Genomic DNA, 23,205 nt, shown 5'->3' with positions numbered 1-23,205 from the left:
CGCTGCTCCTCCAGTCCTGCTATAAGGAGCCCCGGCTGGCTGACTGGCTGGCCCAGATGTGGACCAGTGGAATACGGGTTTCCACCCGAGTCCAGAATCTACAGAGAGGAAGAAATCCCGCTGTATCAACGCACCTGGAGTCAAATCTGGCACCAGGGCACCATCTATCCGGCAACCTGTGTGGCGGTGCCGGTGTGGTGTGCGGTCATCCACCGTTTTCCAGCCGTCTTTCACGGCGAACTGTTCGTTCTGCTGGCGCTGATAGAGGCGTCCAGACAGCGCCGAAATACCCACCCGCCCGGGCTTGAGGCTCACCTCTCGCTTGCCTTCAGGGTGAACTATCGGCAGGCGCTGGAGGGGCTGGCCGCCGTTCTCCCCGCGCAGATGGCACTGGCCGACCCCACCACCCCGCACAGTCAGGATGCTCTGCGGGTCATGCGATCGCTGCTGAACAAATGGTGAGGCGGCGTGTGAGCAGTCCACACGCCGCCTCACCCTTGCTCACTTCCTAGACCTTAAACAGCCCCTGCAACTCGGGCAGGCTGGTCTGAGTGGCCAGCGTGTCCAGCGCCACCTCGCCGTCGTGCAGAGCGACGATACGCTGGCCCAGATGCAGCGCTTCATCCAGCTGGTGCGTCACGAACACCACCGTCACGCCGGCCTGACGCCACAGGCTCAGCAGTTCGTCGGCCAGGGCAGTGCGGGTGGCGTGGTCCAGGGCGCTGAACGGTTCGTCCAGCAGCAGCAGCCCCGGCTGCGTGACCAGGGCGCGGGCCAGGGCGACGCGCTGGCGCTGCCCGCCCGACAGCTCATGGGGGCGGCGGCCTTCGTAGCCGGCCAGGTTGACCTGCCGCAGGGCCTCGGCCACCCGCGCCTTTTTCTCCTGACCAGAGACGCCGCGCAGGCCAAAGGCCACGTTGCCCGCCACCGTCAGCCAGGGAAACAGCGCCGCTTCCTGCTGCACCAGGGTCAGGCGGGGGTGGGGGCCGCGCACAGCCTCGCCGCCCAGCGAAATCTTGCCGCTTTGCGGGCGCAAGAAGCCCGCCAGCAGCGACAGCAGGGTGCTTTTGCCACTGCCCGAAGGCCCTACGACGCACAGGAATTCGCCAGCGGCCACCTGAAGACTCAGCGGCCCCACGCCTGCGCCGCTGGCCTGCTTGCCGTGATAGCGGTAAACCACGCCGTCCAGCTGCAGTGGGGCGCCGCCGCGCACAGCGCTGGACACCGCAGGCACAGAGCGATTCATGGTGGTGGTCATTGTGGCACCTCCAGGCCGTAATTGCGCCTCACGCGACCTTCAGCGGCGCGCAGCAGGGCGTCAAACAGCCCGCCGATAATGCCAATGATGATGATGGTCGCCAGCACCAGCGCCACATTGGCGGTGTTGCGCCCCACCTCTAATTGCTCGCCCAGACTGCTGGCCCCGGCAATTAATAGTTCGCCGCCCACCAGTGCCCGCCAGGCAAAGCTCCAGGCAGTGCGCAGGCCAGTCAGGATGTTGGGCACGCTGGCTGGCAGCAGCACCCGCAGCATCAGGCTCAGCGGCCCGGCGCCCAGGGTACGCCCCGCCACTCGCAGGGCGGGCGGGACATTCAGCAGCGCGCCCGATACCGCCAGCGCCACCGGAATAAAGCCCTCCAGAATGACCACAAACAGCACCGCGCGCTCGTTGAGGCCCAGAAACAGGATGGCAAACGGCACGAACGCGATGCTGGGGACACTCTGAATGCCTGTCAGGTAGGCGCCCAACGTCGTGCGCAGAGGCCGCCACGCCCCCATCAGCAGGCCGACCCCAACGCCCAGCGCCACTGCGATGACGTAGCCCGTCAGGACGCGCCGCAGGCTGCCAGCAATCGCGGACAGCAGTTTGCCGTCCTGGGGTCCGGTGCCCCACAGGCCGTAACTGATTTCGGTCCAGACGGCCTTGGGCCCAGGAAAGACGTAGGGCGGATACACCTTCAGGACATCGGTGACCAGCCACCACAGGCCCAGGATGACCAGCAGGCCGGCGAACTGCCAGGCCAGCATTTGCCAGCGAGAGGGACCGCCGGCGGGGCGGGCGAAGTCAGTTCGTTGCAGCGCAGTCATGACACTCCCCTGGGCCGCTTATTTGCGCAGGAACGGCGTGAGGTCGGGCGCGCTGCGGGCATAGCCGGCCTCCACGTTCAGGGCGGCGTATTCCTTCAGGGCGGCGGCGTCCAGGGCCGTGGTGAAGCGGGTGCGGGCAAAGGCGCGCTGCAGCACGCGCGGGTCCAGCTTGGCGCCGGTGAGTTCCAGCAGCTGCTTGTTCACGACGGTCTGGGCCGCCGCTGGCGACTTGTTGATGTACGCCACCGCGTCGCCGTGGGCCTTCAGGAGCGCCGCCACCAGCGCCGGATTGGCCTGGGCGAACTTGGTGTTCACGATGACCACGGTGGTCGGATACTTGCCGTCGCGCCACACGGTTTTCTCGGTGCCGATAATCTTGTGCCCCTGGGCTTCCAGCGCCGCGCCCCAGGGCTCGGGAACCAGCGTGGCGTCCACCCGTTTGGCCGCAAAGGCGGTTTGCACGTCGGCCGGGGCCACGGGGGTAATCGTGACGGTGCCGCCATCGGTCTTGGGCTTCAGGCTGTTCTCGTTCAGGATGTGGCGCAGGCTGATGTCCTGGGTGTTGCCCAGGCTGGGCACCGCCACAATCTTGCCGCTCAGGTCCTTGTAGGTCTTGATGCCGCTGTCTTTGCGCGCCACCAGCACGGCGCCGGCCTCGCTGGCCCCGGCGGCAATTTGCACGGGCATTCCGCGCGTAATGGCATTGATGGCCGGGCCCGGCCCGATGTAGGCGATGTCAATCTGGCCAGCGGCAAAGGCCTCGGTCAGTGTGGTGCCCGAGACAAATTCCTTGGGTTCCAGCTTGACCTTGCCCAGCGCCTTCTGAAAGGTGCCGCGCTCCAGGCCTACCAGCGCGGGGGCGTGGGTCAGGTTGGGAAAAAAGCCCAGCCGCACGCTTTGTGCCTCCTGGGCCTGAGCAGAGAGGGTGGTGCCCAAGAGGGCAAGAGACAGGGCAAGCAGGGTCTGGGTTCGGGTCATAGGAAGGGGCCTCCGGTGGAGATGCTGCATTTCAAGCTCAGGCGCCGCCGACCGGGTGTGACCATGTTGGCGGCGCCTTCAGGGCTTCTTAAGGCCCGGTCAGGAAGATGAGGAAGAGGGCGCAGTCGGCAGCCGGAAAGGGGCAGTGGCCAGACCCGCCAAGCGCCTTTACGCCCGCCCGGTATAGGCGGCGCGCAGCACCTCGGCCACTTCGGGGCGGGTGAATTCGGCTGGGAGGTCCTCGCCCGCGCGCAGCTTTTCGCGGACCTTCGTGCCACTCAGGACGAGGTGGTGGGAGGAATCGTGAGGGCAGGTGCGTGGGCTGACGAGTTGGCCGCAGGAGTTGCAATAAAAGGTGTGTTCAAACTTCAGAATCTGCACCCCCAGTTCGTCGGTGCTGTAGGCACTGAAAATCTCCTGAGCGTCGTAGGTGCCGTAGTAGCTGCCCACGCCTGCATGGTCACGCCCCACGATGAAGTGCGTGACGCCGTAGTTGCGCCGCGACAGGGCGTGCAAAATCGCCTCGCGCGGCCCGGCGTAGCGCATGGCGGCCGGGTAGACGCTCAGGAGGGTGCGGGCCTGGGGGTAGTACCCGGCCAGCAGCACCTCATAGGCCTTGACGCGGGTGTCAGCGGGCACGTCGTCACCCTTGGTGGTGCCCACCAGTGGGTGCAGCAGCAGGCCATCCACCAGTTCCAGCGCCACCTTTTGCAGGTATTCGTGGGCGCGGTGAATGGGGTTACGGGTCTGGAACGCAACCGTGCTGCGCCAGCCGCGCGCCTCAATCACCGTTCTGACCTCGGCGGGCGTGCGGTGATGCCCCGGAAAGGCGCCGCGCGGAACGTCAAACAGCGCCACCTCGCCGGCCAGGTTGTAATCACCCTGGGCGTACAGCGCGGCCACGCCGGGGTGCGCCTCGTCCTCGGTGCGGTAGACCTCGCGGGCTTCCAGGGCCTTTCTGGCCTCGTAAGACTCCTGCACGTCTATCCAGCCCACATCCTGGCCGGCCACCGTCAGCACCACGCGGCCCCGCAGGCGCGCGGCGTCCTCACGGCTCACGGGCAGCGTAATGGGAACGCTCCAGGGGGTGCCGTCCGCCAGGCGCAGCCGCTCGATGATGCTGAGGTAATCGGCCTCGCCCACAAAGCCGGTCAGGGGCGAGTAGGCGCCCGTCGCCAGCATTTCCAGGTCGGCGGCGCTGCGGTCCGAGAGCGCCAGGCGGGGCAGGCCAGCCAGCTCGGCGGGGTCAAAGTCAAGACCGGGGTGACGCAGACGGCTGACGAGGGTGCCGCCCAGAGGGGCCGGCAGGGCAGAGGGGGCAAGGTGGGGCAGCAGAATCGTCATGTCGTGGGCAACCTCGGATGGGGTGGAGTCAGCGTACTTGGTGGACAAAAGGGGTCAACTACTGCGGCAAAAAGAAAGAGGAGGAACATCGCTGGGCGCTCATAGGCGTCCCTCGCCGGCCCACAGGCCGCACTCGGTTTTGCCCTGGCCCGCCCAGCGGCCCGCGCGGGCATCCTCGCCGGGGCGCACCGCGCGGGTGCAGGGCCAGCAGCCGACGCTCAGAAAGCCGTCCCAGTACAGCGGATTGACCGGCAGGTCGTGGGCGGCGGCGTACGCTTCGAGCATCTCGCGCGTCCAGTGGGCCAGCGGATTGATCTTGACCCGCGCGCCGTCTTCGACAAACGGAATCTCGGCGCGGGTGGCGGCCTGGTCGCGGCTGCGGGCGTTGAGCAGTGCCGAGGGGGCCTGCTGGCGCAGGTATGTCTGCAAGGGGGTCACCTTGCGCGCCGCGCAGCAAGCATCCGGGTTGCTCGCGTACAGCGTGGGGTCGGTCTGCCCGTCCTCGGGGTGGGCGCCCGCATTCAAGGTCACGAAGGTCAGGCCCGGATAGCGCGCCGCCAGGCGGTCCCGCGTGGCCAGGGTTTCGGGAAAGTGGAACCCGGTGTCCACGAAGATCACCTCGCCCCGGTAGCCCGCCTGATAAGCCAGGTCCAGCAGCACCACCCCGTTGAGGTTAAACGCACTGGGCATCCGGAGGTCGGGGTAGGTCGCCAGCGCCCAGCGGATGACCTCCAGCGGGTCGGTGTCCGGCGAGAAGGCGGCGGGAAGCCAGGGGAGACGCAGGGCCTCTTCGGTCCGGTCCACAGCCGTCACAGCCCCAGAGCCACCAGCAATTGCCGCACCCCCTCATCCACCGCGATCTGGTCGGTGCGCAGGTGCAGGTCCGGGGCTTCGGGCGCCTCGTAGGGGTCGCTGACGCCGGTGAAGTGCGGAATCTCCCCGGCCAGCGCCTTCAGATATAGCCCCTTGACATCGCGCGCCGTCACAACCTCCAGGGGCGCGTCCACAAAGACCTCCAGGGGATTGGGCAGCCCGGACAGCACCTCGCGCCGGGTGTCGGCGTAGGGGCTAATGGCGCTGACCAGCACTGTCACGCCATGTTTGGCCAGCAGCCCGGCCACAAAGCCGATGCGGCGCACGTTGGTATCGCGGTCTGCCTTGGAAAAGCCCAGCCCCTTACTCAGGTTCTCGCGCACCGCGTCGCCGTCGAGCAGTTCGGTGGGAATGCCGCGCGCCAGCAGCTCGGCGTACAGGGCGCTGGCCAGCGTGCTTTTGCCTGCGCCACTCAGGCCCGTCAGCCAGACCACGCGGCCTTCTTGGGTGGAGGGGCGCTCTGCCAGGATGGTCATGCGCCCACCACTTCTTTGGCGTTCAGCACAGCGTCGGGGGTAAAGCGCTCGTGGCCCATGCGGTCGGCGTATTCCACGAAGCTCTCGCCCGGCGCCTTGCCTGCCTGGAAGTCGCTCAGCACGGCCTCGGTGTATTCGTTCAGTCGCTCGGCGGGCACGGCGCCCCTGAGCTTGGTGCCGGTGCGCTGCGCCTGCCCGATGCTGCCCGCCAGATGCACGTTGTAGACCTCATGGACGCTGCCGTCCTTGTCGGTGCGGTTGGCCCCCATGAAGCCCAGGTCGGCCACCTGATAGCGCGTGCAGGCATTCGAGCAGCCCGTCAGGTTGATGGTAAAGGGCACGTCCAGCGCCAGGGTGAGGGGTTCCAGGTGGTCCACCAGGTCGGCGGTGCGCGCCTTGGTCTCGGTCAGGGCCAGGCGGCAGAACTGGTTGCCGGTGCAGGCGATGGTGGTGCCGCGAATGGTGGCCTTCGGCGCCAGATTCAGGGCAGCCAGTTCGGCGCTGATGGCCTCCAGGTCCTCTGTCCCGACGTGCGGAATCACCATGTTCTGGAAGGCGGTGGTGCGCAGCGTGCCCTTGCCGTAGCGGTCGGCCAGGTCAGCCAGCGCGCGCGCCTTTTCGGGATTGATGCGGCCCACGGTGGTGGCCACAACCACATAGTTCAGGCCGTCGGCCTGCGGGTTGATGCCCAGCACGTCGTTGCCGCCGAAGCGGGCCACGGGGGCTGAGGGGCCGTCTTGCAGCTTGCGGCCCAGATACTCGGTTTCGACAATCTCGCGGAACTTCTCGGCGCCCAGGTCCTTGATCAGGAACTTCAGGCGGCTCTTTTTGCGGTTCTGGCGGTAGCCGTGGTCGCGGTAGGCCGCCGTGATGGCCTGGCCGACCTCCACCACTTCTTCCGGGCGAATAAACACGCCCAGACGCTTGGCCAGGTGCGCCACGGCCCCCAGGCCACCCCCCACCCAGACATCAAAGCCAATCTCACCGTTCACGCGGTGCGCCAGAAAGCCGATGTCGTTAATCAGGTGAATGCCTTCCAGCTCGGGTGTAGCGGTCAGGCTCATCTTGAACTTGCGCGGCAGATCCTGAAAGTCAGGGTTACCGGTCAGGCTGCCTTCCATGGCAAAGGCCAGCGGGCGCACGTCTATGATCTCGCGGGCGTCCAGGCCGGCCAGGGGGCTGGCAATCACCGCGCGCACCGTGTCGCCGCACGCGCCTTTGGGGTGCAGTCCCAGGGGCGCCAGGCGGTCAAAAATACGCGGAATATCCTGAATGGTCAGCCAGTGAAACTGAAAGGCCTGACGGTCGGTCACGTCCAGAAAGCCGCGGCCGTACTCCTCGGCGATATTGGCGACCTCGCGCAGGGTGGCGCTGGAGAACTCGGCGGCGGGCACACGCACCCGCATCATCAGGAAGCCGTCTTCCTGGGGGCGCTGCGGATAGACGCCCGCCCACTTGAGCAGGTCAATGCGCTCGGGGTCAATAAAGCCCTGGGCGGCGTACTGCGGAATCAGGTCGAAAATCTGGAAGGGAGGAACTTCTTTTTTCAGCGCTTCAATGTCGGACATGGCAGGTGGCTTCCTTATATGGGGGCAGGAGACGGCGGTGGGGCGGTGGTCTGAACCTTTAGCGCCCCAGCAGGGCGTACCTCAGGCGGCGAAACTGGAAGTACATCAGACAGCCCACACAGATCTTCTGCGAGAGGTTGAGCAGGGCCAGGGCCATGACCGTCAGCCCCAGTACGGTAGCGGCCACCCAGAGACCAGACAGGGACAGCAGCCCCGAGGCCAGCAGAAAGCTGCCGCCCACGCCCTGCGCAAAGTGGTGGGCGCGCGGGTCTTCGGCGACCACCTCGGGGGTCAGGCCCACCCGTGGCCCCAGCATTCGGTAGGCCGCGCGCAGCACCGAGCGCTGCGGCATCAGCGCGCCCAGCAGCATGGCTGCCCCCAGCCCCAGCGTCAGTGCCGGCAGCCTGGACAGCAGAGCCAGGGCCGTCACCACAACGACCAGCCACGCATTGAACTTCAGGGCGCTGAGGTCGGTCTGGGCCGGAAGGGGAGAGGCAGAAGCAATCATTGACAAAAAAGGTAAACCTTTATGGGAGACAAAACAAGTCAACAATTGGTGACCTGTCTTGGCAGGGGCGGGACAGGGGCCGGAGGCTGGCCACACATGAGGCAACGCGCCCCCGCCGCGCCCGGTAGCCTGCCGGAAGACTGAGCTTTGCCTTTGCCCCTTCACTGCCAGGAGTTGCCATGACTGTTCCCCCACCGGCCCCCACCCGTCCCCGCGCCCGCCGCCGCCCTCTGCCCCTGCTGCTGGGGGTGGGGGCCCTGCTGCTGGCCGGCACCTACGCCGGGGCCACCGCCCTGTTTTCCAGTCGTGCCCAGACCCTCACCCGTGACCTGACGGCCGGCCTCCAGCTTTCGGCCCAGGCCAGCGGCGCCGCCAAGGTGGAGCAGCTGTCTTACCAGCGGGGGCTGACCCGCAGCACCCAGACCATGCGCGTGACCCTCACGGACGCCGCGGCGCCGGTCAACCTGCTCGTGACCAACGAGATTCAGCACGGGCCGTTGCCCGGCTTTCAGGCGGCCGGGCAAGCGGTGATTCATACCACGGTGCGCTTTGAAGACCCCAAACTTCAGGCGGGGTACGAGCGGGCCTTTCCGGCCGACAAGCCGAAGCTGCTGACCCGCATTGCGCTGAACGGCGACACCACCAGCGACCTTGGCGTGCCGGCCGGCACTGTGACAGAAGAGGGCACCAAGCTGACCTGGCAGGCACTGAAAGGCCAGGTTGAGGTCCGTGGGCTCCAGACCCGCGCCAACCTGACCTGGCCTGGCCTCCAGATGAGCGGCCCGGACGGCTCGGGTCAGGTGGGCAATGTGACCCTGACCAGCGACCTGCGCCGCAGCGGCCCGGAAGACCGCTTGGGCACCGGCAGCAGCACCCTGAAGTTGGCGCAGGTGCGCCTGGGTGACGGCAGCGAGCAGGTTAATGTGCAGGACGTGGCAGTCACAGCCCAGAGCGCTCTGAAGGGCGAACACTACGACGTGGCCATGAACTACGACATCGGCCGTGCCGAGGGCGCCGGCCAGCGTTACGGCGGTGTGCAACTGCACCTGGGGGTCGGGCACCTGGCCCAGGCCCCGCTGCACCGCCTCCTGGTGCTGCTGGATGAGACGCGCAAGACCACAGGCGCGGCCTCGGCGGCGGGCGGATTGAACGCCCTGACCCCCGAGCAGGAGAAGCAGGCGGGCGCCGACCTGCTGGCCCTGGTCAAGGACAAGCCAGTCCTGACCCTGGACCGGCTGAGCCTGAAAGGTGAGGGCGGCGAAGTCCTGCTGACGGGCAGCGCGGCCCTCCCCGGCGCCACTGCCCTAAGTGACAGCGACCTGAAAGCCCTGTTGGAAGAACCCACGGGGGCGCTGGGCTTGCTGGACGTGCAGGCCAACTTGCAGGGGTCGGAAGCCGCGATGCGCGGCCTGCTGGGCACCTTTGGCCGCGGCCTGGAAGACAACCTCGACGCCTTTATCGAGGCAGGTTACCTGAAGCGCAGCGGTGACACCCTGAGCTTGGCCCTGCGACTGAACCAGGGTGAGCCCACGCTCAACGGCCAGAGTATGGCCGACTTCTGAGCACGGAACCCAGCGCTGTTGAAAGGCAAGCCCTCAACCGGTTCTCAGCAGTCCACAGGGTTGAGTGGTGCTGCGGAGGTCGCCCTGAGCGTGCGGAAACAGCTGAGGCGCCTCTGCAGGCAAAGAGGGTGTCCTTCGCTGCCCTCTTTGAGGTCTCCAGGTCGTCGGCTGCCTGGGGCTGAACACGAGCAGGCAGGGTCAGAGCGGTGCCGTACACTACCCAGAGTGAAGACGTTCAAGGTTCAAGTGGGTCAGGTTACCCGCGAGCTTCCCATCGTTCCCGTTGCGCCCGGCGTCAGTGTTGCCCTCTTTAACATGCTGGGTGACACCGAAGTCACCGAGGCGGCTGGGCGCGAACTGGCCGCCCTCCTGCCCGCCGAGATTGAGGTGCTGGTGACCCCCGAGGTCAAGGCGCTGTCGCTGGCGCATGTGCTGAGCCGGGAAAGCGGCAAGCCTTACATCGTGATCCGCAAGACCCAGAAACCTTACATGGTGGACCCGGTGGCGCGCGAGGTCATTTCGATTACCACGGGTAAGCCGCAGATGCTGGTGCTGGACGGCTTTGACGTGCAAAAAATTCGTGGCCGCAAGGTCGCCATCGTGGACGATGTGGTGTCCAGTGGCGGCACCCTGCACTCGATTCGCCAGATTATCGAAGAGGTGGGCGGTGAGGTCGCGGCGGTGGTTGCTGTGTTCACCGAAGGCCAGGAGCGCCCCGAGGTCACGGCGCTGGGCCACCTGCCCCTGTTCAAGTAAACCCGTCGGGCAGCGCAGAGGCGTTCCAGCGGCCCTGGACGTTTCTGCGCGTCTTTGTGACAGACCTGACGTGGGTGCGTTAGCCTGAGCCATGACCAGCACCCAGCAGGAATTGACCGTGACCATCGGCGGCGTGTCGCGCACCCTCCCCACTGTTCGAGCCGGAGGCATGGGCCGTGTGCCGCTGGTGGAGTTCATTGGCGACAGCGAATTTACGAACGCCGTGGCGCAGGAGATGGTGGCTCTCATTCCTGAGGGCACCGAGGTGCTGCTGACGGTGGTGACCAACGCCCTGCCCCTGACGCACGAACTCAGCGACCGTTCGGGCCTCCCATATGTCTGTGCCCGTAAAAAGCGGCGCACCTATATGCAAAACCCCATCATTCAGGATGTGCCTAGCATGACCCTGGGCGTGGCCGAAACGCTGTGGCTCGACGGCCCGCACGCCGCGCGTCTGAAGGGCAAGCAGGTGACAGTGGTGCAGGATGTGGTGGCCTCAGGCGGCACGGCGCAGGCGCTGGCGCGGCTGGTAGAGCGGGCCGGCGGCACTGTCAACGGCTATCTGGCGGCCTTCCGTCAGGGGGACAGCACCCTGCCGCTGGTGGCCCTGCAAAGTCTGCCGAAGACGCTGTAATACGGACTCCGATTGAATCGTTTGCAAAAACGATGAAATCCGAGCGGAGCGAGAAGGAGAAAAACGGGTTCCGGACGTGGAGTTGGCAAATCGGCGTTTTCCCGATTTGTTAACGAAACAAACGGAATCCGTATAAGACGAAGACTCAACAGCGCCATTAGTGAATGCAGAAGCGGCTAGACGAGGGGGTCTAACCGCTTCTACATTCACACCTCTCATCCGTGTCTTGATGCCTCAAGTGCGTCACCAGCTCTTTCACACCGCTCATCGGCTCGGCGCAGAAACTCACTCGGCAAGCTCGCTCATAGCGACAGGGTGCTGTATCTCGATGCCGGATTTTCCGATCAGGCCACCGTGCTGGGTGTGTCCACTGCGGCGGCCCGCACCGCTTTCGGCCGCCGCCACAACAAGTCGGCCACCACACGTGCGCCCTGCGCCTTACTTGGCATGAACCAGGCGAAAAAGGCCAGGCGCATCACCCACGCCAGTGGGCCTGTGAAGCGCATGCCCAGCAGTTCAGTAATGCCGTCGCCCAGTCCCAGGCTGGCGCTCTGACCCAGGCCGCGGTAGGCGAAGGGGCGAAGGGGCTGGCCTTTCAAACTGCGGCCGATGTTGTTGCCAGCGCACATGCCATGTTTCATGGCCCACAGGGCATTGACAGGACAGTCCTCGTCGCGCTGGGGACGGCGGACCCGCGCGGCGTCCCCGCCAGTCCAGATGTTCGCGTGGCCCGGCACCCGCATAAATTCGTCGGTCAGCAGTCGGCCGCGTGCGTCGCGGGGCAGACGCTCAGTGCCGGGCAAGGCCGTATGAGCAATCCCGGCAGCGTAGAGGGTCAGGTCAGCGGGAAAGAAGCGAGAAGCGTGAGCGCCAGCCGCGACCAGTTCGGTGACCCGCTCGCCTTCATGCACCTGGACCCCAGCGCGGCGTAACGAGGTGCGGGCGTGGGCGGCCAGTGGGGCCAGGCGGTCACCCAGGGTCTCCAGCACCGGACCACTGGCCAGCAGATGAACTTCGCCTCCCACGCCTTCACGCTGCTGGCGCTCGCGCAGGGCCGCCGCCATCTCCACACCCGCGTAGCCGCCCCCAATCACGTTGAACGTGGTGGGTTGGCGGGCCTGGAAACGGGCGGTCACCTCAGCGCGGAAGGCCTGCATATCGCGTGAATTTTTGAGGCGCCGGCCATGGGCGCGCAGGCCAGGCACCTGGTCCAGCGGGTCAACGGAGCCGACCCCCAGCACCAGATGGTCGTAGGGCAACCAGGTCTCCGCGCCGTCCTCCTGCGCCACGTGTACCCGCTGTGCCTCCAGGTCTACCTGTGTTACCTGGCCCTGGACAAATCGCGCGTGTGGAATGAGGGGCGCCAGGGGCGTGAGGGTATGCGCCAGGGGCACGAGGCCCCCCAGCCCCTCACCCGTGAAGCCGTGGAAGGTGTGGTACGGGACAGGGTTAATCAGGGTAATTGTTACCTCCCTGCGCTTGACCTGTTCACCCAGTTGCCGCATCAGGGCGCGGTAGGCGTCCAGGCCCACGTAGCCGCCGCCCACGATGACCACCTGCGCCGCCGCGCTCACGCCTGCGCCCCAGCCAGCGGCCCCATGGGCACGGGCGCGGAGCCTGCGGCGGCCTCTTCAAGTTCGACCGGCTGGCCAAACGAATGGGGGGCAGCCAGGGTAAAGCCCAGGTGCGAAAAGCGGCCCGCCAGTGCCAGCATCTCTTCGGCCTGCTCCAGACGGGGCCGCCCCAGCGAGTAGTGCCCCTGATGGCCCGCCAGGCCCAGCAGCAGCGTCTCGGCCAGGCAGGCGTAGGCGACTCCCTGTGGCAAGCCGATAAAGCCTTTGCGCTGCACGCCCGGCACGCTGACCAGGCCGCCGTCTATGACGCGCACATCGGGCCGTTCCTGCAGCAGTTCAGGGCTGGTGTTGCGCGGCTGGGTATCGTCCAGCACCACTGCTCCTTCTTTCAGATGTTCGCTGCGCAGCACGGCGTCGGTGGCGCTGGTCAGCAGGACCACAAGGTCGGCCTCGCGCACCCGGCGCATATCGGTGGTGACCTCGGCGCGGCCCGCCGGCAGCGAGGCTTGCAGGCTCAGCAGGCGGGCCTCGTTGCGGGCCACCAGCAGCAGGGGCTGCTGGGTGCGGCGGGCCAGCAGCTGGGTCAGGGGCGTGCCGACGCTGCCGCTGGCGCCGACCAGGGCAATGCGCGCGTCTGGAGGGCACAGGCTCAGCAGGCGCTCGGCGCCCAGAAAGGTCATGGCAGCGGTAAAGGCATTGCCATTGGTAATGCCCACATCGGTGCGGTGACGCAGGGCCGCACCCCCAGCCGTGGCCGGCGCCGTCAGGGCACCCAGGCCCACGGTGCGTGCGCCCAGGGCAGCGGCTTTACTTACTGCTCCATCAATAATGCGCTGCACGCGGCGCCCTCCTTGCAGCAGGCTGGCTGGTGTGAGCGGCACAGTCAGCAGCCAGGCGGCAGTCTCGGCTGGGCGGTCCGCGTAGCGTAGGGTTCCTGTAACAGGTGCGGGCAGGTCAAATCGGCGCAGGGCGGCGTCGTACACGCGGTTGGGCACCCAGCCCAGGGGCCTGAGAATGCCGCCCAGGTCACGCGCCACATTGGTACGCGGATGCACGAGAAAGGCAACGGGGTGGCGTGGAGCAGAGGGGGCATCGTTCATAGCGACCTCACAGGGGAGCGTATTGACTGGACCTGCAGGCACTGTGACTGGCGGTCCATGACCAGGGCGTGACCGGAAGCGGACACAACATGAGGCCAACGGAAGCGGATGCCACCGTTGGCCTCAGATGTGTACTCAGTCTAAGATGATTTCTTGATGAAGTAAATTAAGGCCCCTGATGGGGGGCCTGGCAGGGGAGTCGCCTGTTGCCTTACTGCCCCGGTTCGATAATCACCTTGCCGGTCGTCTTTCTGTCCAGAAGGTCCTGAAACGCCTGGGCACTCTGGGCCAGGGGGTAGGTGGGGCCGACCTGGGGGACCACTTGTCCGCTGGCCACGAGTTCGCCCAGCACCTGCGCAGCCTCGGCGGTGGCCTGGCGGTCTCCCATCAGGCTGGTCAGCCACAGGCCCGTGACGGTCAGGTTGCGTTTCATCAGTTCGACAGGGCGCAGGTTCGCCTGTTCCCGGCTGGCGTTGCCAATTACGATGATGCGGCCCTGGCTGGCGGCCATGTCCAGGCTTTCCTGAAAGCGCGCGCCTCCCACGACTTCCAGAATCAGTGGTACGCCCTTGCCGCCAGCGGCGTCCCTGACTTTCTGCACGCGCTCGGGGTCATCTTGCCGCAGCGTCACGTCGGCGCCCAGGCGGCGGGCCAGGTCCAGCTTTTCCTCGGTACTGGCCAGGGCCACGACGTTCAGGCCCAGGGCCTTGGCCAGCTGAACGCTGGCGGTGCCCAGCGCGCCGGCGGCGGCCTGCACCAGCACCCATTCGCCCGCTTGACCGTGGCCCAGCGTCTTCAGGCCGTGGTAGGCCGTGAAGTACGACACCGGAAAGGCGGCGGCCTGCGCTCCACTGAGGCTCTGGGGCACGGGGATCAGGCCCGCCGCGTTCACAGTGGCGTAGCGGGCCAGGGCGCCGCTGCCGCCCAGCGCCGCCACCCGCTGCCCTGGCTGCACGCCGCTGACGCCCTCGCCCAGCGATTCCACCCGGCCAGCAAACTCCATGCCTGGCGTGTAGGGCACGCGGGTGCGCGTCAGGTATTCGCCGGCCACGGCCAGGGCGTCGGCAAAGTTGATGCCCACGGCCTCGACCTCAATTCGCACCTCACCGGGGCCAGGCTGCGGCACGGGCACGTCCTGAAGCTGCATCACGTCGGGAGGGCCAAGACGCTCGACCCGGATAGCCTGCATGGTGTCGGTCATGCGGCGCAGCATACTCCGCCCAGAATGAACGTGAACGGACACAGTGAACGCGCGCGTGTTTGACCCCCTTTCCGAATCGTGGAAAGCTGGGGCCGCCAACCTCAAGCCCTTCCCCCGCCCCCACCCAAGGAGGCCACCCCACCATGACTAACCCCCAACTGGTCGAGCAAACCCGTGAAGGCTCTGTCCTTGTCCTGACCATCAACAACCCCCCCGTGAATGCCTTCTCGCCTGGTGTGCCTGAGGGCCTGAAAGCCGGTCTGGAGGCCGCTGCCGCCGACGACACCATTGAAGCCGTGATTCTGATCGGCGGTGGGCGCACCTTCGTGGCCGGCGCCGACATCAAGACCTTTAACCTGCCGCGCGATCAGGCGCCCGACCTGCGCGGCACGGTTGAAAAACTGGACGCCTTTCCCAAGCCCACGGTGGCTGCGCTGCACGGCACGGCGCTGGGCGGCGGTCTGGAACTGGCGCTGGCCTGTACCTACCGCGTGGCCGTAGGGGGCGCCCGCCTGGGGCTGCCCGAGGTGAAGCTGGGCGTGCTGCCGGGTGCGGGCGGGACCCAGCGGCTGCCCCGCGTGGTGGGCGCACCTAAGGGGCTGGAGATGATGCTGTCGGGCTCGCCTATCGGCGCGGCAGAAGCGAAAGCCATCGGCCTGGTGGATGAACTGGTGGAGGGTGACCTGCTGGCCGGGGCGCTGTCGTTTGCCCGCCGCGTGGCCGCCGCGCGTCCCCTGCCCCGCATCAGCGAGCGAGAGGTGGTGGGCGCGTCCCCAGAACTGTTTGCGCAGGCCCGCGAAGCCATCAACAAAACCCACCGGGGCCAACTCTCGCCGTCGCTCATCATTGACCTCGCGGAACTGGCGGCCACCCGGCCCTTTCAGGAGGGCTGGCAGGCCGAGGCGGTCAAGTTTATGGAAGCGCGCGAGTCGCCGCAGTCGCGCGGACTGCGCCACATCTTCTTTGCCGAGCGTGAGAGTGCCCGCGTGCCCGGGCTGGCCAAAGACACCCCCGCCACCACTATCCGCCGGGTGGGCGTCATTGGGGCGGGCACGATGGGCGGCGGCATCGCCATGAACTTCCTGAACGTGGGCATTCCCGTGACCATCGTGGAAACCGGTCAGGAGGCGCTGGACCGGGGCCTGGGCCTCCTCCGCCGCAATTACGAGAGCAGCGCGAAAAAGGGCCGCATCAGCGCCGAGGATGTGGATACGAGACTGGGCCTGCTGACCCCCAGCCTCGACCTCGCAGACCTGAAGGACGCCGACCTCATCATTGAAGCTGTGTTCGAGAGTATGGCCGTCAAGAAAGACATCTTCACGCGTCTGGACGCGGTTGCGGGGCCAGACGCCATCCTGGCCACGAACACCAGCACCCTCGATGTGAACGAGATTGCGGCTGTGACCTCGCGCCCCCAGCAGGTGATCGGACTGCATTTTTTCAGCCCCGCCAACGTGATGAAACTGGTGGAAATCGTGCGGGCGGACAAGACCAGCGACTCGGTGCTGGCGACCAGCATGGCGGTCGCCAAACAGATCGGCAAGGTGGGCGTGGTGGTGGGCGTGTGCGACGGCTTTGTGGGCAACCGCATGGTGCACCGCTACGGCGAGGAAGCCCGCCAGCTGGTCGAGGAAGGCGCGGCCCCAGGTGACGTGGACGCCGCCATGAACGCCCTGGGCCTGCCGATGGGGCCGTTTCAGATGACCGATATGGCTGGGCTGGACATCGGCCACGCGATCCGCGTCCACCGGGCGCAGCAACGCGGCGAACCCGAGCCGGACGGCTGGCTGGACCGCGTGGTGAAAACTGGGCGGAAAGGACAGAAGACGGGCGGCGGTATCTACGATTACGACGAGAACCGCAGGCCCCGCCCAAATGCCGATGTGCAGGCGCTGATTGACGCCTACCGCGCCGAGAAGGGCGTAACGCCGCGCGAACTCACCCAGGATGAAATTACCCGCCGCCTGACTGCCACCCTGGTCAATGAGGGCGCCAGGATTCTGGACGAGGGCATTGCGGCGCGCGCCGGCGACATCGACGTGATTTATATCTACGGCTACGGGTTTCCGGCCTACCGGGGTGGGCCCATGCACTATGCCAGCGAGCAGGGGCTGCAAGGCGTAGTCGACGACCTGAAACGCTACGGCAAGGCCCCCGCGCCGCTGCTGGAACGGCTGGCAGGGGAGGGCAAGACGTTTGCGGACTGGGAGAAGGAACCGAGGAGCTAGGGGGGCTGAGGCGGGCCAGCCCCCCTCTAGCGGTCATCCACCTTAGCCAGCGTTGGCCCATCACAATCGCTCAACATTAAACGATTAGGATAGAACCATGACGACGATCCCTCTTGTTCCGCATGGCCTGCACCATGTCACGGCCGTTACCGCCAATGCCCGCGAAAATCTGCGCTTCTACACTGGGGTGATGGGGCTGCGGCTGGTCAAGAAAACCGTGAATCAGGACGACGTGACTGCCTACCATCTGTTCTACGCCGATGCTGAGGGCAGTCCCGGCAGCGACCTGACCTTCTTCGAGTGGCCAGTGCCGCCCGAGCAGCCCGGCAACCACAGCATCTCGCGCACCAGTTTGCGGGTGCCACTGGGGTCGCTGGAGTGGTGGCGGGGACATCTGGAAGAGCAGGGCCTTCAGGTCACACCCGTCACCCGCGCTGGGCGGCCGCATCTGGACGTCCACGACCCTGAGGGACAGCGCCTGAGTCTGGTCGAGGGTGGGCCTCAGGGCGTGGTCTGGACAGGAAGTTCTGTCCCCGCAGAGCATCAAATCTACGGCCTGGGGCCTGCTGAGCTGACCCTGCCGAACCTCTTTCCCACTGCGCGGGTGCTGGAGCGGGCGTTTGGGCTGACGGCCAGCGGCACCTATCCCGATCCGGAGAACGCGGCGCACACCGTTCAGGTCTACCAGATGGGCGAAGGAGGTCCCCACGCCGAACTGCACCTGCGCATTAACCCTGCGCTGCCCCCAGCCCGCCCTGGCGCCGGCGGCGTGCATCATCTGGCCCTGCGGGTGCAAGACGGGCACTACCACGCCTGGAATGCCCATCTGAGCGGCCTGGGACTGCGCACCAGCGGCGAGGTGGACCGCCACTGGTTTCAGAGCATCTACTACCGGGAGCCGCAGGGCGTCCTGATTGAACTGGCCACAGACGGCCCTGGGTTCGCCGTGGATGAAGACCCGGCCCACCTGGGCGAAACCCTGATTCTCGCGCCGTTTCTGGAGCCCAGGCGCCCACAGATTGAAGCGGGATTGACGCCGCTGACCTGAGAAAAAAGGCGGCCCCATATGGGGCCGCCTTTTGTTTGACATTCAATCGGGAGAAACGGCGTCACCCAGCGCGGTACAAGCGGTATACACCGGGATGTAGTTCTGCGAGGTGGCGCTGTCGGAACTGGAGTTGTTGCTCACGGTTACCTTGCCATTGAAGCGGCCCCTCTGCACGTTCGAGGTTCGGACGTAGCGGTACAGTGGCTTCGTGGCGATTGCTTGAGCCTCAACGCTGGCAGGCAAGACCCCACTGTCAACCACGTAATCAATGAGATAATTGCCGCGATTAGAGGTTCTTAGGTCACTTACGGGGAACTGTTTGGCAGTCTTTGATTGAGAAATATCGCCAGTGAGTTCCAGGGTCGCCAAATTAAAACCACTGCCCGCGAACTCTGCTACGACGATGTTCTGCGTATTACTGCTTCCATCATTGAAGAAAATACGGTCGCACGCAACGTAGGCGTTAGTTCCTTCCTGGATGAATGTGGTTCTCAACTGAACACTATTATCGCCTATATAATCGGGCGGGATTACAACTACATTGCAACTTGCCAGAAGCCCTGCTACCCCTACCGCTGCCATACTTACTCGTTTCATGCGCTTCACTGTGCTCGCTCATCCTGACCCGAATGTGACGCCCGCCTGAGGGTATCTTCAGGCGGGCTTAAAAGACATTGGACGGCGCGGCTCAGGCCATCGCCAGTGGCGCACTCAGAGCCGCTGCTTCGGGGTTGTGCTTGGGCAGTTCGGGAAGCTCGTTGCCCTGGGCGTCCAGCAGCTTGCCGTACATGACATGTGGCGTGGCGTGGTTGATACGCACCTGATAGATACCTGCGCCCGTGATGCCCATGACCTTGGGAACGACCGTGGGGTGGTTGCCGCGCGTGTGGCCCTCCAGAAAGTTGGCGTCGTGGGCGTCGCCGCGCAGCAGCACCTCCTGCACCGTGCCAATCTTCCCAGCGTTCTTGCGGGCACTCCAGTCTTTCTGTTTGGCAATCAGGCGGCTCAGGCGCTCGGTCTTGACCTCACGCGGCAGGTCGTCAAAGTGCTTGTAGCTGGGCGTGCCGGGGCGGGCGCTGTAGGCGAACATATAGGCGCTGTCGTAGCCGACCTCGTCGTAAAGGCTGAGGGTCTCCTGAAAGTCCTCCTCAGTCTCGCCGGGAAAGCCCACGATGATGTCGGTGGCCAGCACCACATCCGGCATGTGCTTGCGGATATCGGCAATGTGGGCCAGGTACTTCTCGCGGGTGTATTCGCGGGCCATGCGCCTGAGCACGCGGCTGCTGCCACTTTGCACCGGCAGATGCACGTATTCGCACACCGCCGGGGTTTCGGCCATCGTGGCGGCCACGTCCTCGGTGAAGTTCATGGGGTGACTGGTCGTGAACTTGATGCGCCGGACGCCACTCTGGCCGACCAGACGCAGGAGGTTGGCAAAACTCGGGTAACCGCCCAGCCGTGCCCCACCGTCTACCCCGTAGGCATTCACGTTCTGACCCAGCAGGGTCACTTCCTGCACGCCCGCCGCCAGAAGAGTGTCCAGCTCGCGCAGAATATCGTCCGGGTGGCGGCTGACCTGTGGCCCGCGCGTGGTGGGCACGATGCAGTAGGTGCAGTGGTGGTCGCAGCCGCGCATGATGGTCAGGTGCGCCTGCAATTTGCCAGTGGGGGGCGGCGGAATGTGGTCGTGCAGCTCATCCTTGAAGGCCAGCCCCCAGAACCGGTCGTTGGTTTCCAGCGCCTTGCCGATGTCCAGCAGACTGCCTGGTCCCAGCAGCACGTCCACGCCAAACTTGCGGGCCATCTGCTGCCCTTCTTCCAGCTGCGCCAGGCAGCCCATCATGCCCACCACCAGCGGGCGGTGCTCTTTGGCCTTGCGCAGCTTCCCCAGGACGCTGCGCACCTTCTCGACCGGCTTGCCGCGCACGGCGCAGGTGTTAATCAGGACAAAATCGGCCTCGTCCACCGATTCCACGATATCGGCGCCAAAACTGACCAGTTGAGACTGAACGAGGTGCGTGTCGTACTCGTTCATTTGACAGCCGTAAGTAATCAGGTGGGCGCGCACCTTATAGATTTCCTTTGTTCAGAAGTTCCGCAAAACGCATTCGGCGATTCTACCCGCTGGCCCGTATTCGAAATGTCACAGCCCCGCCCGGCGACAGCAGCACCGTGATCCCCGCCGCGCGCAGCGCCTCACCCAGAGACAGCTGGGCCCGCTGCTCCTGCAAAGCGGCCTGCCAGGCCTGCACGTCGAGCTGGGGTGTCGTGGCCGGGGCCTCCAGCAGCCGGGCCCGCGCTGCGTCAATGCGCCGGCGTTCGGTGGCCAGCTCTTCGGGCTCGATGGCGCCGGCCCGCAACGCCCCTTTCCAGCGCTCCCATTCGGCGTCCAGGCGGGCCAGGGCGTCCTGGGGCGCCGCACGCACTTCAGGCACGGCCTCGACCGACCCCAGCACGGCGGCCGTGTCGCTCGCCAGCTGGCCCAGGGCGGCCTCGACCACCTCATGCACCTCCTCGATCCGGTAGTAGGTGCGGTGGGGGCAATGGGCCCCTTCCATCTTCAGGGTGCCCCGGCAGAAGTAGTAGCGCAGCGTGCCGCCGCTTTTCAGGTGCTGCACCTCGGAGGCCGTGATGGTCTTGCCACAGCTGCCGCAGTGGGCCACGCCCTGCAGATGGTAGATGTGCGCCAGCGACCCGGCGCGCCCCTGGTTGCGGAAGCGCCCCACCACCGCCGCATTCACCCGCGCCCACTGCTCTGGGGTCACCAGGGCCTCGACCGGCAGGGTCAGGCGCTCGCCCTTGCGGCCGTACTCGTAGACGCCCTTGTAGACCGGGTTGGCCACCAGCTGCAGCAGGGTGCTTTTCTGCCAGCGTGGCCGCCCGGTGGGGGAGGGGACGCCCTGGGCTTCGAGGGCATTGACCACGGCCAGCGTGCCTTTGGTTTCCAGCTGGTCGAAGATCCAGCGCACGGTGCGCGCCTGCTCTTCGTGGAGGACATCGCGCTGCCACCCGTAGGCGCTCAGGGGGGCCACAGGCTGCCCGGCGCGCACCTTGGCCAGCTTGCCGCCATACATGCGTTTGCGGATACGGCGGCGCTCCTGATCGGCAATCACCGCGCGGATCCCGAAGCCCAGGGCCGAGGAGTCATCGTCCAGGTCGAGGGCACCCTCACCGGCGCTGTAGACCTTCAGGCCGGCGTCCTGCAGGGCGCCCAGCATGGTGTAGCTCAAGGGCACGTCGCGCGCCAGGCGGTCCTGCACGCCCAGGATGACGGCGCTGTAGGCCGGGGCATCTTTGAGCAGCTGTCCGAACGCCTGCCGGTCATCGCTGACGCCGGTGATGTGGTCCACGTACACGCGCGCCACCTTCAGGCCCAGGCGCGCAGCGTAGGCGCGGCTCTCGTGCTCCTGGGCCTGAAGGCCATAGCGGTCAGGCCCGGCTTGGAGCTTGCCGGACACGCGGAGGTAAATTGCTGCTGGTAGAGAAGGATGGTTGGTCACCTGACTACCCGTCGAAACTAAGCATGAGAGCCTGAAGTGCTTGCCAGGACGAAGGCGACGGATGAAGCAGGAGATCTTGCAGATGATCGAGACCCAGTCGGAACGCGGACACCATGCGGTGTCCGTGTTTCTTCCGCTTTACGGGCTGCTGGGCGGCCAGGACTTGGCCCGTCACACAGGCCCAGATGAAGGCGGCCGACACGCAGGTGAGCAGGATCGAAATGCGCTCCGCCTGCGTGAGGCCGGTGTCTTCCAGATTGAAGCCTCTGGTTTTGAGGGCCGAGTGCAGGTTTTCTGCTTGCCAGCGCTGCGCATAGCGGCGCAGATTCACTGACGCGTGGCCCTGGTACGCCAAGTACAAGACTTCTCCAGCGGCATTCTTGGTGGCACACAGACGTAATGACACGCCGTAGACCACCATTCGTCGGTGCCAGCGACGAATCTCACCCGTCTGGAGCTGTTTGAATCAGGCTCAGACCGGCAATTTGCCGGTCCCGATGGTGGTCGTGGCGGGGAGACGAATACAGGGCGCAATGCCATGCTGATCCAAAAACGTAAACCACGTCATTGCTAATAAATTCGCGATCTGCCAGCAGACTGCTGAGCGACCGCTCGGGACAGCACTGGAGAAAGCGAGTCAGGAGCGCTTCGCGCACCTGTTGCGAACTGCTCCCCCGTGGGGCAGCAGGGTCCACATCAGCGGCAGGCTGAACCTTTCCCAGACGGCAGAGAGCAGGAGAATATTGATGTCCTGTTTGCCCAGTTTCCAAGTCGTCCAGTCAAGGATCAGGTGCAGCTCGCCGTGTGGCAGGAATGACAATGCGAAGCGCGCAAACAAGTGATCAGGGACGTCAAAGCGGACAAACCGGCGCAACCGCTGGTATCGCGTGTCTAGGGAGATGCACATGGGTCTTCAAGCTGTACAGCACGACACTGCGGGCTTGCACCATGGCCAGGATCAGCGCCGCCAGCACCTCAAGGCGGCGGGCGTCAATGGGGAAGGCAGACCTCAGCGCGCTCTGCATGGTATCGTGTGGGGTCGGTTCGGTCGTGTCTTCATCGCAGAAAACACGCTACACGAGCCGATTTTTTCATTCCCTCACGAGTTTTGACTGGTAGTCAACCTGCGACGATTGGGCTTTACCCCGCAGATGCCCCATGGGCGAGCAGCGGAACGCAATGAACTTCGGATCGCCAGTTGGAAAGAACAGGTGGCCCCGGAGCTGAAAAAAAAGGTCGCTGAAGGCGCCACGCTCGTGTATCTCGATGAGGTGGGCTTTGCGATGAATGGCGTGCGCAGGCAGACCTGGTCCACCAGGGGCGTCACACCCCTCGTCACTGGGAAAAACTCTCGACCATCGGCGCCATCACGTCGGCTGGGCAGTTCTTGCAGAACACCAAAACAGGCGCGATCCGCGGTGAGGATGTGATCCTCGTTTTTCACCACCTCCTGCGCCATGCGTCTGAGGACCTTGTGGTGGTGCTGGACAATGCGAGCATCCATCGGGCGAAAGTCGTGCAGGCATTCGTGGCTCGCCAGGAACGCCTCTCGTTGGTGTATTTGCCGCCGTATGCCCCTGAGTAGGGCCCGATCGAGTTGGTGTGGGCGTACGTCAAACGCAATGTTCTCGGGAACTTCTGTGCTCGCACCTTGATGGATCTGAAGGAGAAGCTAACCAGCGCGTGGCCACGTGTCCGGTATATCGACCTTCCGCAACACCTTATCGATACAAACCTACGCCGTAATCAATAAAGTGCGTCTGAAAA

21 protein-coding genes and 1 pseudogene are annotated in these 23,205 nt (G+C 65.6%); 7 read left to right on the top strand and 15 right to left on the bottom strand.

The window, feature by feature from the left end; translation table 11 throughout:
• The first annotated feature begins 66 nt into the window (after window positions 1-66).
• Window positions 67-462 (top strand): hypothetical protein, encoded by a 396-nt coding sequence (locus GO986_RS19655; RefSeq protein ID WP_157461220.1) that lies wholly within the window; start codon window positions 67-69, stop codon window positions 460-462.
• A gap of 46 nt (window positions 463-508) precedes the next feature.
• On the opposite strand, the gene GO986_RS19650 is transcribed toward GO986_RS19655, so the two are convergent.
• The 8 genes from GO986_RS19650 to GO986_RS19615 form a co-directional block, all read right to left on the bottom strand.
• Window positions 509-1,258 carry an ABC transporter ATP-binding protein gene (locus tag GO986_RS19650; RefSeq protein WP_157461219.1) on the bottom strand — a complete coding sequence of 250 codons (750 nt, stop codon included), beginning with the start codon at window positions 1,256-1,258 and terminating at the stop codon, window positions 509-511.
• Entirely contained in the window at window positions 1,255-2,088 is an 834-nt protein-coding gene (locus GO986_RS19645) for an ABC transporter permease (protein ID WP_157461218.1), read from the bottom strand. Before GO986_RS19645 ends, GO986_RS19650 begins: the two co-directional genes overlap by 4 nt.
• A gap of 18 nt (window positions 2,089-2,106) precedes the next feature.
• The gene (locus GO986_RS19640) at window positions 2,107-3,066 is read right to left on the bottom strand and encodes an ABC transporter substrate-binding protein (protein WP_157461216.1); all 960 of its coding nucleotides are present in this window, start codon (window positions 3,064-3,066) and stop codon (window positions 2,107-2,109) included.
• Between the two features lie 168 nt (window positions 3,067-3,234).
• Window positions 3,235-4,410, bottom strand: coding sequence for a sulfate adenylyltransferase (sat, locus tag GO986_RS19635; protein ID WP_157461214.1), 1,176 nt, complete (start codon window positions 4,408-4,410; stop codon window positions 3,235-3,237).
• Between the two features lie 99 nt (window positions 4,411-4,509).
• Window positions 4,510-5,223 (bottom strand): phosphoadenylyl-sulfate reductase, encoded by a 714-nt coding sequence (locus tag GO986_RS19630; protein WP_369409489.1) that lies wholly within the window; start codon window positions 5,221-5,223, stop codon window positions 4,510-4,512.
• Window positions 5,220-5,759: an adenylyl-sulfate kinase gene (gene cysC / locus GO986_RS19625; RefSeq protein WP_157461212.1), complete on the bottom strand. Its 540-nt coding sequence runs from the start codon at window positions 5,757-5,759 to the stop codon at window positions 5,220-5,222. Before cysC ends, GO986_RS19630 begins: the two co-directional genes overlap by 4 nt.
• Window positions 5,756-7,327 (bottom strand): nitrite/sulfite reductase, encoded by a 1,572-nt coding sequence (locus tag GO986_RS19620; RefSeq protein WP_157461210.1) that lies wholly within the window; start codon window positions 7,325-7,327, stop codon window positions 5,756-5,758. Before GO986_RS19620 ends, cysC begins: the two co-directional genes overlap by 4 nt.
• Before the next feature lie 58 nt (window positions 7,328-7,385).
• Window positions 7,386-7,835: a DUF4395 domain-containing protein gene (locus GO986_RS19615; RefSeq protein WP_157461209.1), complete on the bottom strand. Its 450-nt coding sequence runs from the start codon at window positions 7,833-7,835 to the stop codon at window positions 7,386-7,388.
• 179 nt (window positions 7,836-8,014) lie between these two features.
• Between GO986_RS19615 and GO986_RS19610 the strand changes: the two genes are divergently transcribed.
• The 3 genes from GO986_RS19610 (at window position 8,015) to GO986_RS19600 (ending at window position 10,787) form a co-directional block, all read left to right on the top strand.
• Window positions 8,015-9,397 (top strand): YdgA family protein, encoded by a 1,383-nt coding sequence (locus GO986_RS19610; RefSeq protein ID WP_157461207.1) that lies wholly within the window; start codon window positions 8,015-8,017, stop codon window positions 9,395-9,397.
• A 225-nt stretch (window positions 9,398-9,622) separates the two neighbouring features.
• Complete coding sequence (locus GO986_RS19605) at window positions 9,623-10,153, top strand: phosphoribosyltransferase family protein (RefSeq protein ID WP_224576909.1); 531 nt, start codon at window positions 9,623-9,625, stop codon at window positions 10,151-10,153.
• 91 nt (window positions 10,154-10,244) lie between these two features.
• On the top strand, window positions 10,245-10,787 hold the full coding sequence (locus tag GO986_RS19600; RefSeq protein ID WP_157461205.1) for a phosphoribosyltransferase family protein: 543 nt from the start codon (window positions 10,245-10,247) through the stop codon (window positions 10,785-10,787).
• A gap of 344 nt (window positions 10,788-11,131) precedes the next feature.
• Here the strand turns inward: GO986_RS19600 and GO986_RS19595 are convergent, their stop codons facing one another.
• The 3 genes from GO986_RS19595 to GO986_RS19585 all read right to left on the bottom strand — a co-directional run bounded on the left by GO986_RS19595 (window position 11,132) and on the right by GO986_RS19585 (window position 14,662).
• On the bottom strand, window positions 11,132-12,361 hold the full coding sequence (locus GO986_RS19595) for an NAD(P)/FAD-dependent oxidoreductase (protein WP_157461203.1): 1,230 nt from the start codon (window positions 12,359-12,361) through the stop codon (window positions 11,132-11,134).
• Window positions 12,358-13,461: a semialdehyde dehydrogenase gene (locus GO986_RS19590; protein WP_157461201.1), complete on the bottom strand. Its 1,104-nt coding sequence runs from the start codon at window positions 13,459-13,461 to the stop codon at window positions 12,358-12,360. Before GO986_RS19590 ends, GO986_RS19595 begins: the two co-directional genes overlap by 4 nt.
• Window positions 13,462-13,672: 211 nt before the next feature.
• A complete protein-coding gene (locus tag GO986_RS19585) occupies window positions 13,673-14,662 on the bottom strand; it encodes an NADPH:quinone oxidoreductase family protein (protein ID WP_157461199.1) in 990 nt (329 codons plus the stop codon).
• Between the two features lie 143 nt (window positions 14,663-14,805).
• On the opposite strand from GO986_RS19585, the gene GO986_RS19580 reads away from it, so the two are divergent.
• Both GO986_RS19580 and GO986_RS19575 read left to right on the top strand, forming a co-directional pair.
• Window positions 14,806-16,890, top strand: coding sequence for a 3-hydroxyacyl-CoA dehydrogenase NAD-binding domain-containing protein (locus GO986_RS19580; RefSeq protein ID WP_157461197.1), 2,085 nt, complete (start codon window positions 14,806-14,808; stop codon window positions 16,888-16,890).
• Between the two features lie 97 nt (window positions 16,891-16,987).
• Window positions 16,988-17,938, top strand: coding sequence for a VOC family protein (locus GO986_RS19575; protein ID WP_157461195.1), 951 nt, complete (start codon window positions 16,988-16,990; stop codon window positions 17,936-17,938).
• Window positions 17,939-17,980: 42 nt separating this feature from the next.
• On the opposite strand, the gene GO986_RS19570 is transcribed toward GO986_RS19575, so the two are convergent.
• The 4 genes and pseudogenes from GO986_RS19570 to GO986_RS19555 all read right to left on the bottom strand — a co-directional run bounded on the left by GO986_RS19570 (window position 17,981) and on the right by GO986_RS19555 (window position 22,463).
• Window positions 17,981-18,535: a hypothetical protein gene (locus tag GO986_RS19570; RefSeq protein WP_157461193.1), complete on the bottom strand. Its 555-nt coding sequence runs from the start codon at window positions 18,533-18,535 to the stop codon at window positions 17,981-17,983.
• Window positions 18,536-18,626: 91 nt separating this feature from the next.
• Window positions 18,627-20,006, bottom strand: coding sequence for a tRNA (N6-isopentenyl adenosine(37)-C2)-methylthiotransferase MiaB (gene miaB, locus GO986_RS19565; protein WP_369409488.1), 1,380 nt, complete (start codon window positions 20,004-20,006; stop codon window positions 18,627-18,629).
• 49 nt (window positions 20,007-20,055) lie between these two features.
• Window positions 20,056-21,438, bottom strand: a complete 1,383-nt coding sequence (locus tag GO986_RS19560; RefSeq protein ID WP_157461191.1) for a recombinase family protein — start codon at window positions 21,436-21,438, stop codon at window positions 20,056-20,058.
• A 4-nt stretch (window positions 21,439-21,442) separates the two neighbouring features.
• Window positions 21,443-22,463: pseudogene (locus tag GO986_RS19555) on the bottom strand (IS4 family transposase).
• Between the two features lie 281 nt (window positions 22,464-22,744).
• Between GO986_RS19555 and GO986_RS19545 the strand changes: the two are divergent.
• Entirely contained in the window at window positions 22,745-23,023 is a 279-nt protein-coding gene (locus GO986_RS19545) for a transposase (RefSeq protein WP_157461240.1), read from the top strand.
• Window positions 23,024-23,205 lie beyond the last annotated feature (182 nt).

The sequence above is a fragment of the Deinococcus arboris genome, from assembly GCF_009755355.1.
Taxonomy (GTDB): Bacteria; Deinococcota; Deinococci; order Deinococcales; family Deinococcaceae; genus Deinococcus; species Deinococcus betulae.
This window is presented reverse-complemented; position numbering and strand designations above follow the sequence as displayed.

Excerpts from the sequence above, each read along its gene's own strand:
- GO986_RS19645 (WP_157461218.1), bottom strand. The coding sequence starts at position 2,088 with ATGACTGCGCTGCAACGAACTGACTTCGCCCGCCCCGCCGGCGGTCCC.
- GO986_RS19615 (WP_157461209.1), bottom strand. The coding sequence starts at position 7,835 with ATGATTGCTTCTGCCTCTCCCCTTCCGGCCCAGACCGACCTCAGCGCC.
- GO986_RS19575 (WP_157461195.1), top strand. The coding sequence starts at position 16,988 with ATGACGACGATCCCTCTTGTTCCGCATGGCCTGCACCATGTCACGGCC.
- GO986_RS19590 (WP_157461201.1), bottom strand. The coding sequence starts at position 13,461 with ATGAACGATGCCCCCTCTGCTCCACGCCACCCCGTTGCCTTTCTCGTG.
- GO986_RS19600 (WP_157461205.1), top strand. The coding sequence starts at position 10,245 with ATGACCAGCACCCAGCAGGAATTGACCGTGACCATCGGCGGCGTGTCG.
- cysC (WP_157461212.1), bottom strand. The coding sequence starts at position 5,759 with ATGACCATCCTGGCAGAGCGCCCCTCCACCCAAGAAGGCCGCGTGGTC.
- GO986_RS19580 (WP_157461197.1), top strand. The coding sequence starts at position 14,806 with ATGACTAACCCCCAACTGGTCGAGCAAACCCGTGAAGGCTCTGTCCTT.
- GO986_RS19640 (WP_157461216.1), bottom strand. The coding sequence starts at position 3,066 with ATGACCCGAACCCAGACCCTGCTTGCCCTGTCTCTTGCCCTCTTGGGC.
- sat (WP_157461214.1), bottom strand. The coding sequence starts at position 4,410 with ATGACGATTCTGCTGCCCCACCTTGCCCCCTCTGCCCTGCCGGCCCCT.
- GO986_RS19585 (WP_157461199.1), bottom strand. The coding sequence starts at position 14,662 with ATGACCGACACCATGCAGGCTATCCGGGTCGAGCGTCTTGGCCCTCCC.
- GO986_RS19610 (WP_157461207.1), top strand. The coding sequence starts at position 8,015 with ATGACTGTTCCCCCACCGGCCCCCACCCGTCCCCGCGCCCGCCGCCGC.
- GO986_RS19570 (WP_157461193.1), bottom strand. The coding sequence starts at position 18,535 with ATGAAACGAGTAAGTATGGCAGCGGTAGGGGTAGCAGGGCTTCTGGCA.
- GO986_RS19650 (WP_157461219.1), bottom strand. The coding sequence starts at position 1,258 with ATGACCACCACCATGAATCGCTCTGTGCCTGCGGTGTCCAGCGCTGTG.
- GO986_RS19620 (WP_157461210.1), bottom strand. The coding sequence starts at position 7,327 with ATGTCCGACATTGAAGCGCTGAAAAAAGAAGTTCCTCCCTTCCAGATT.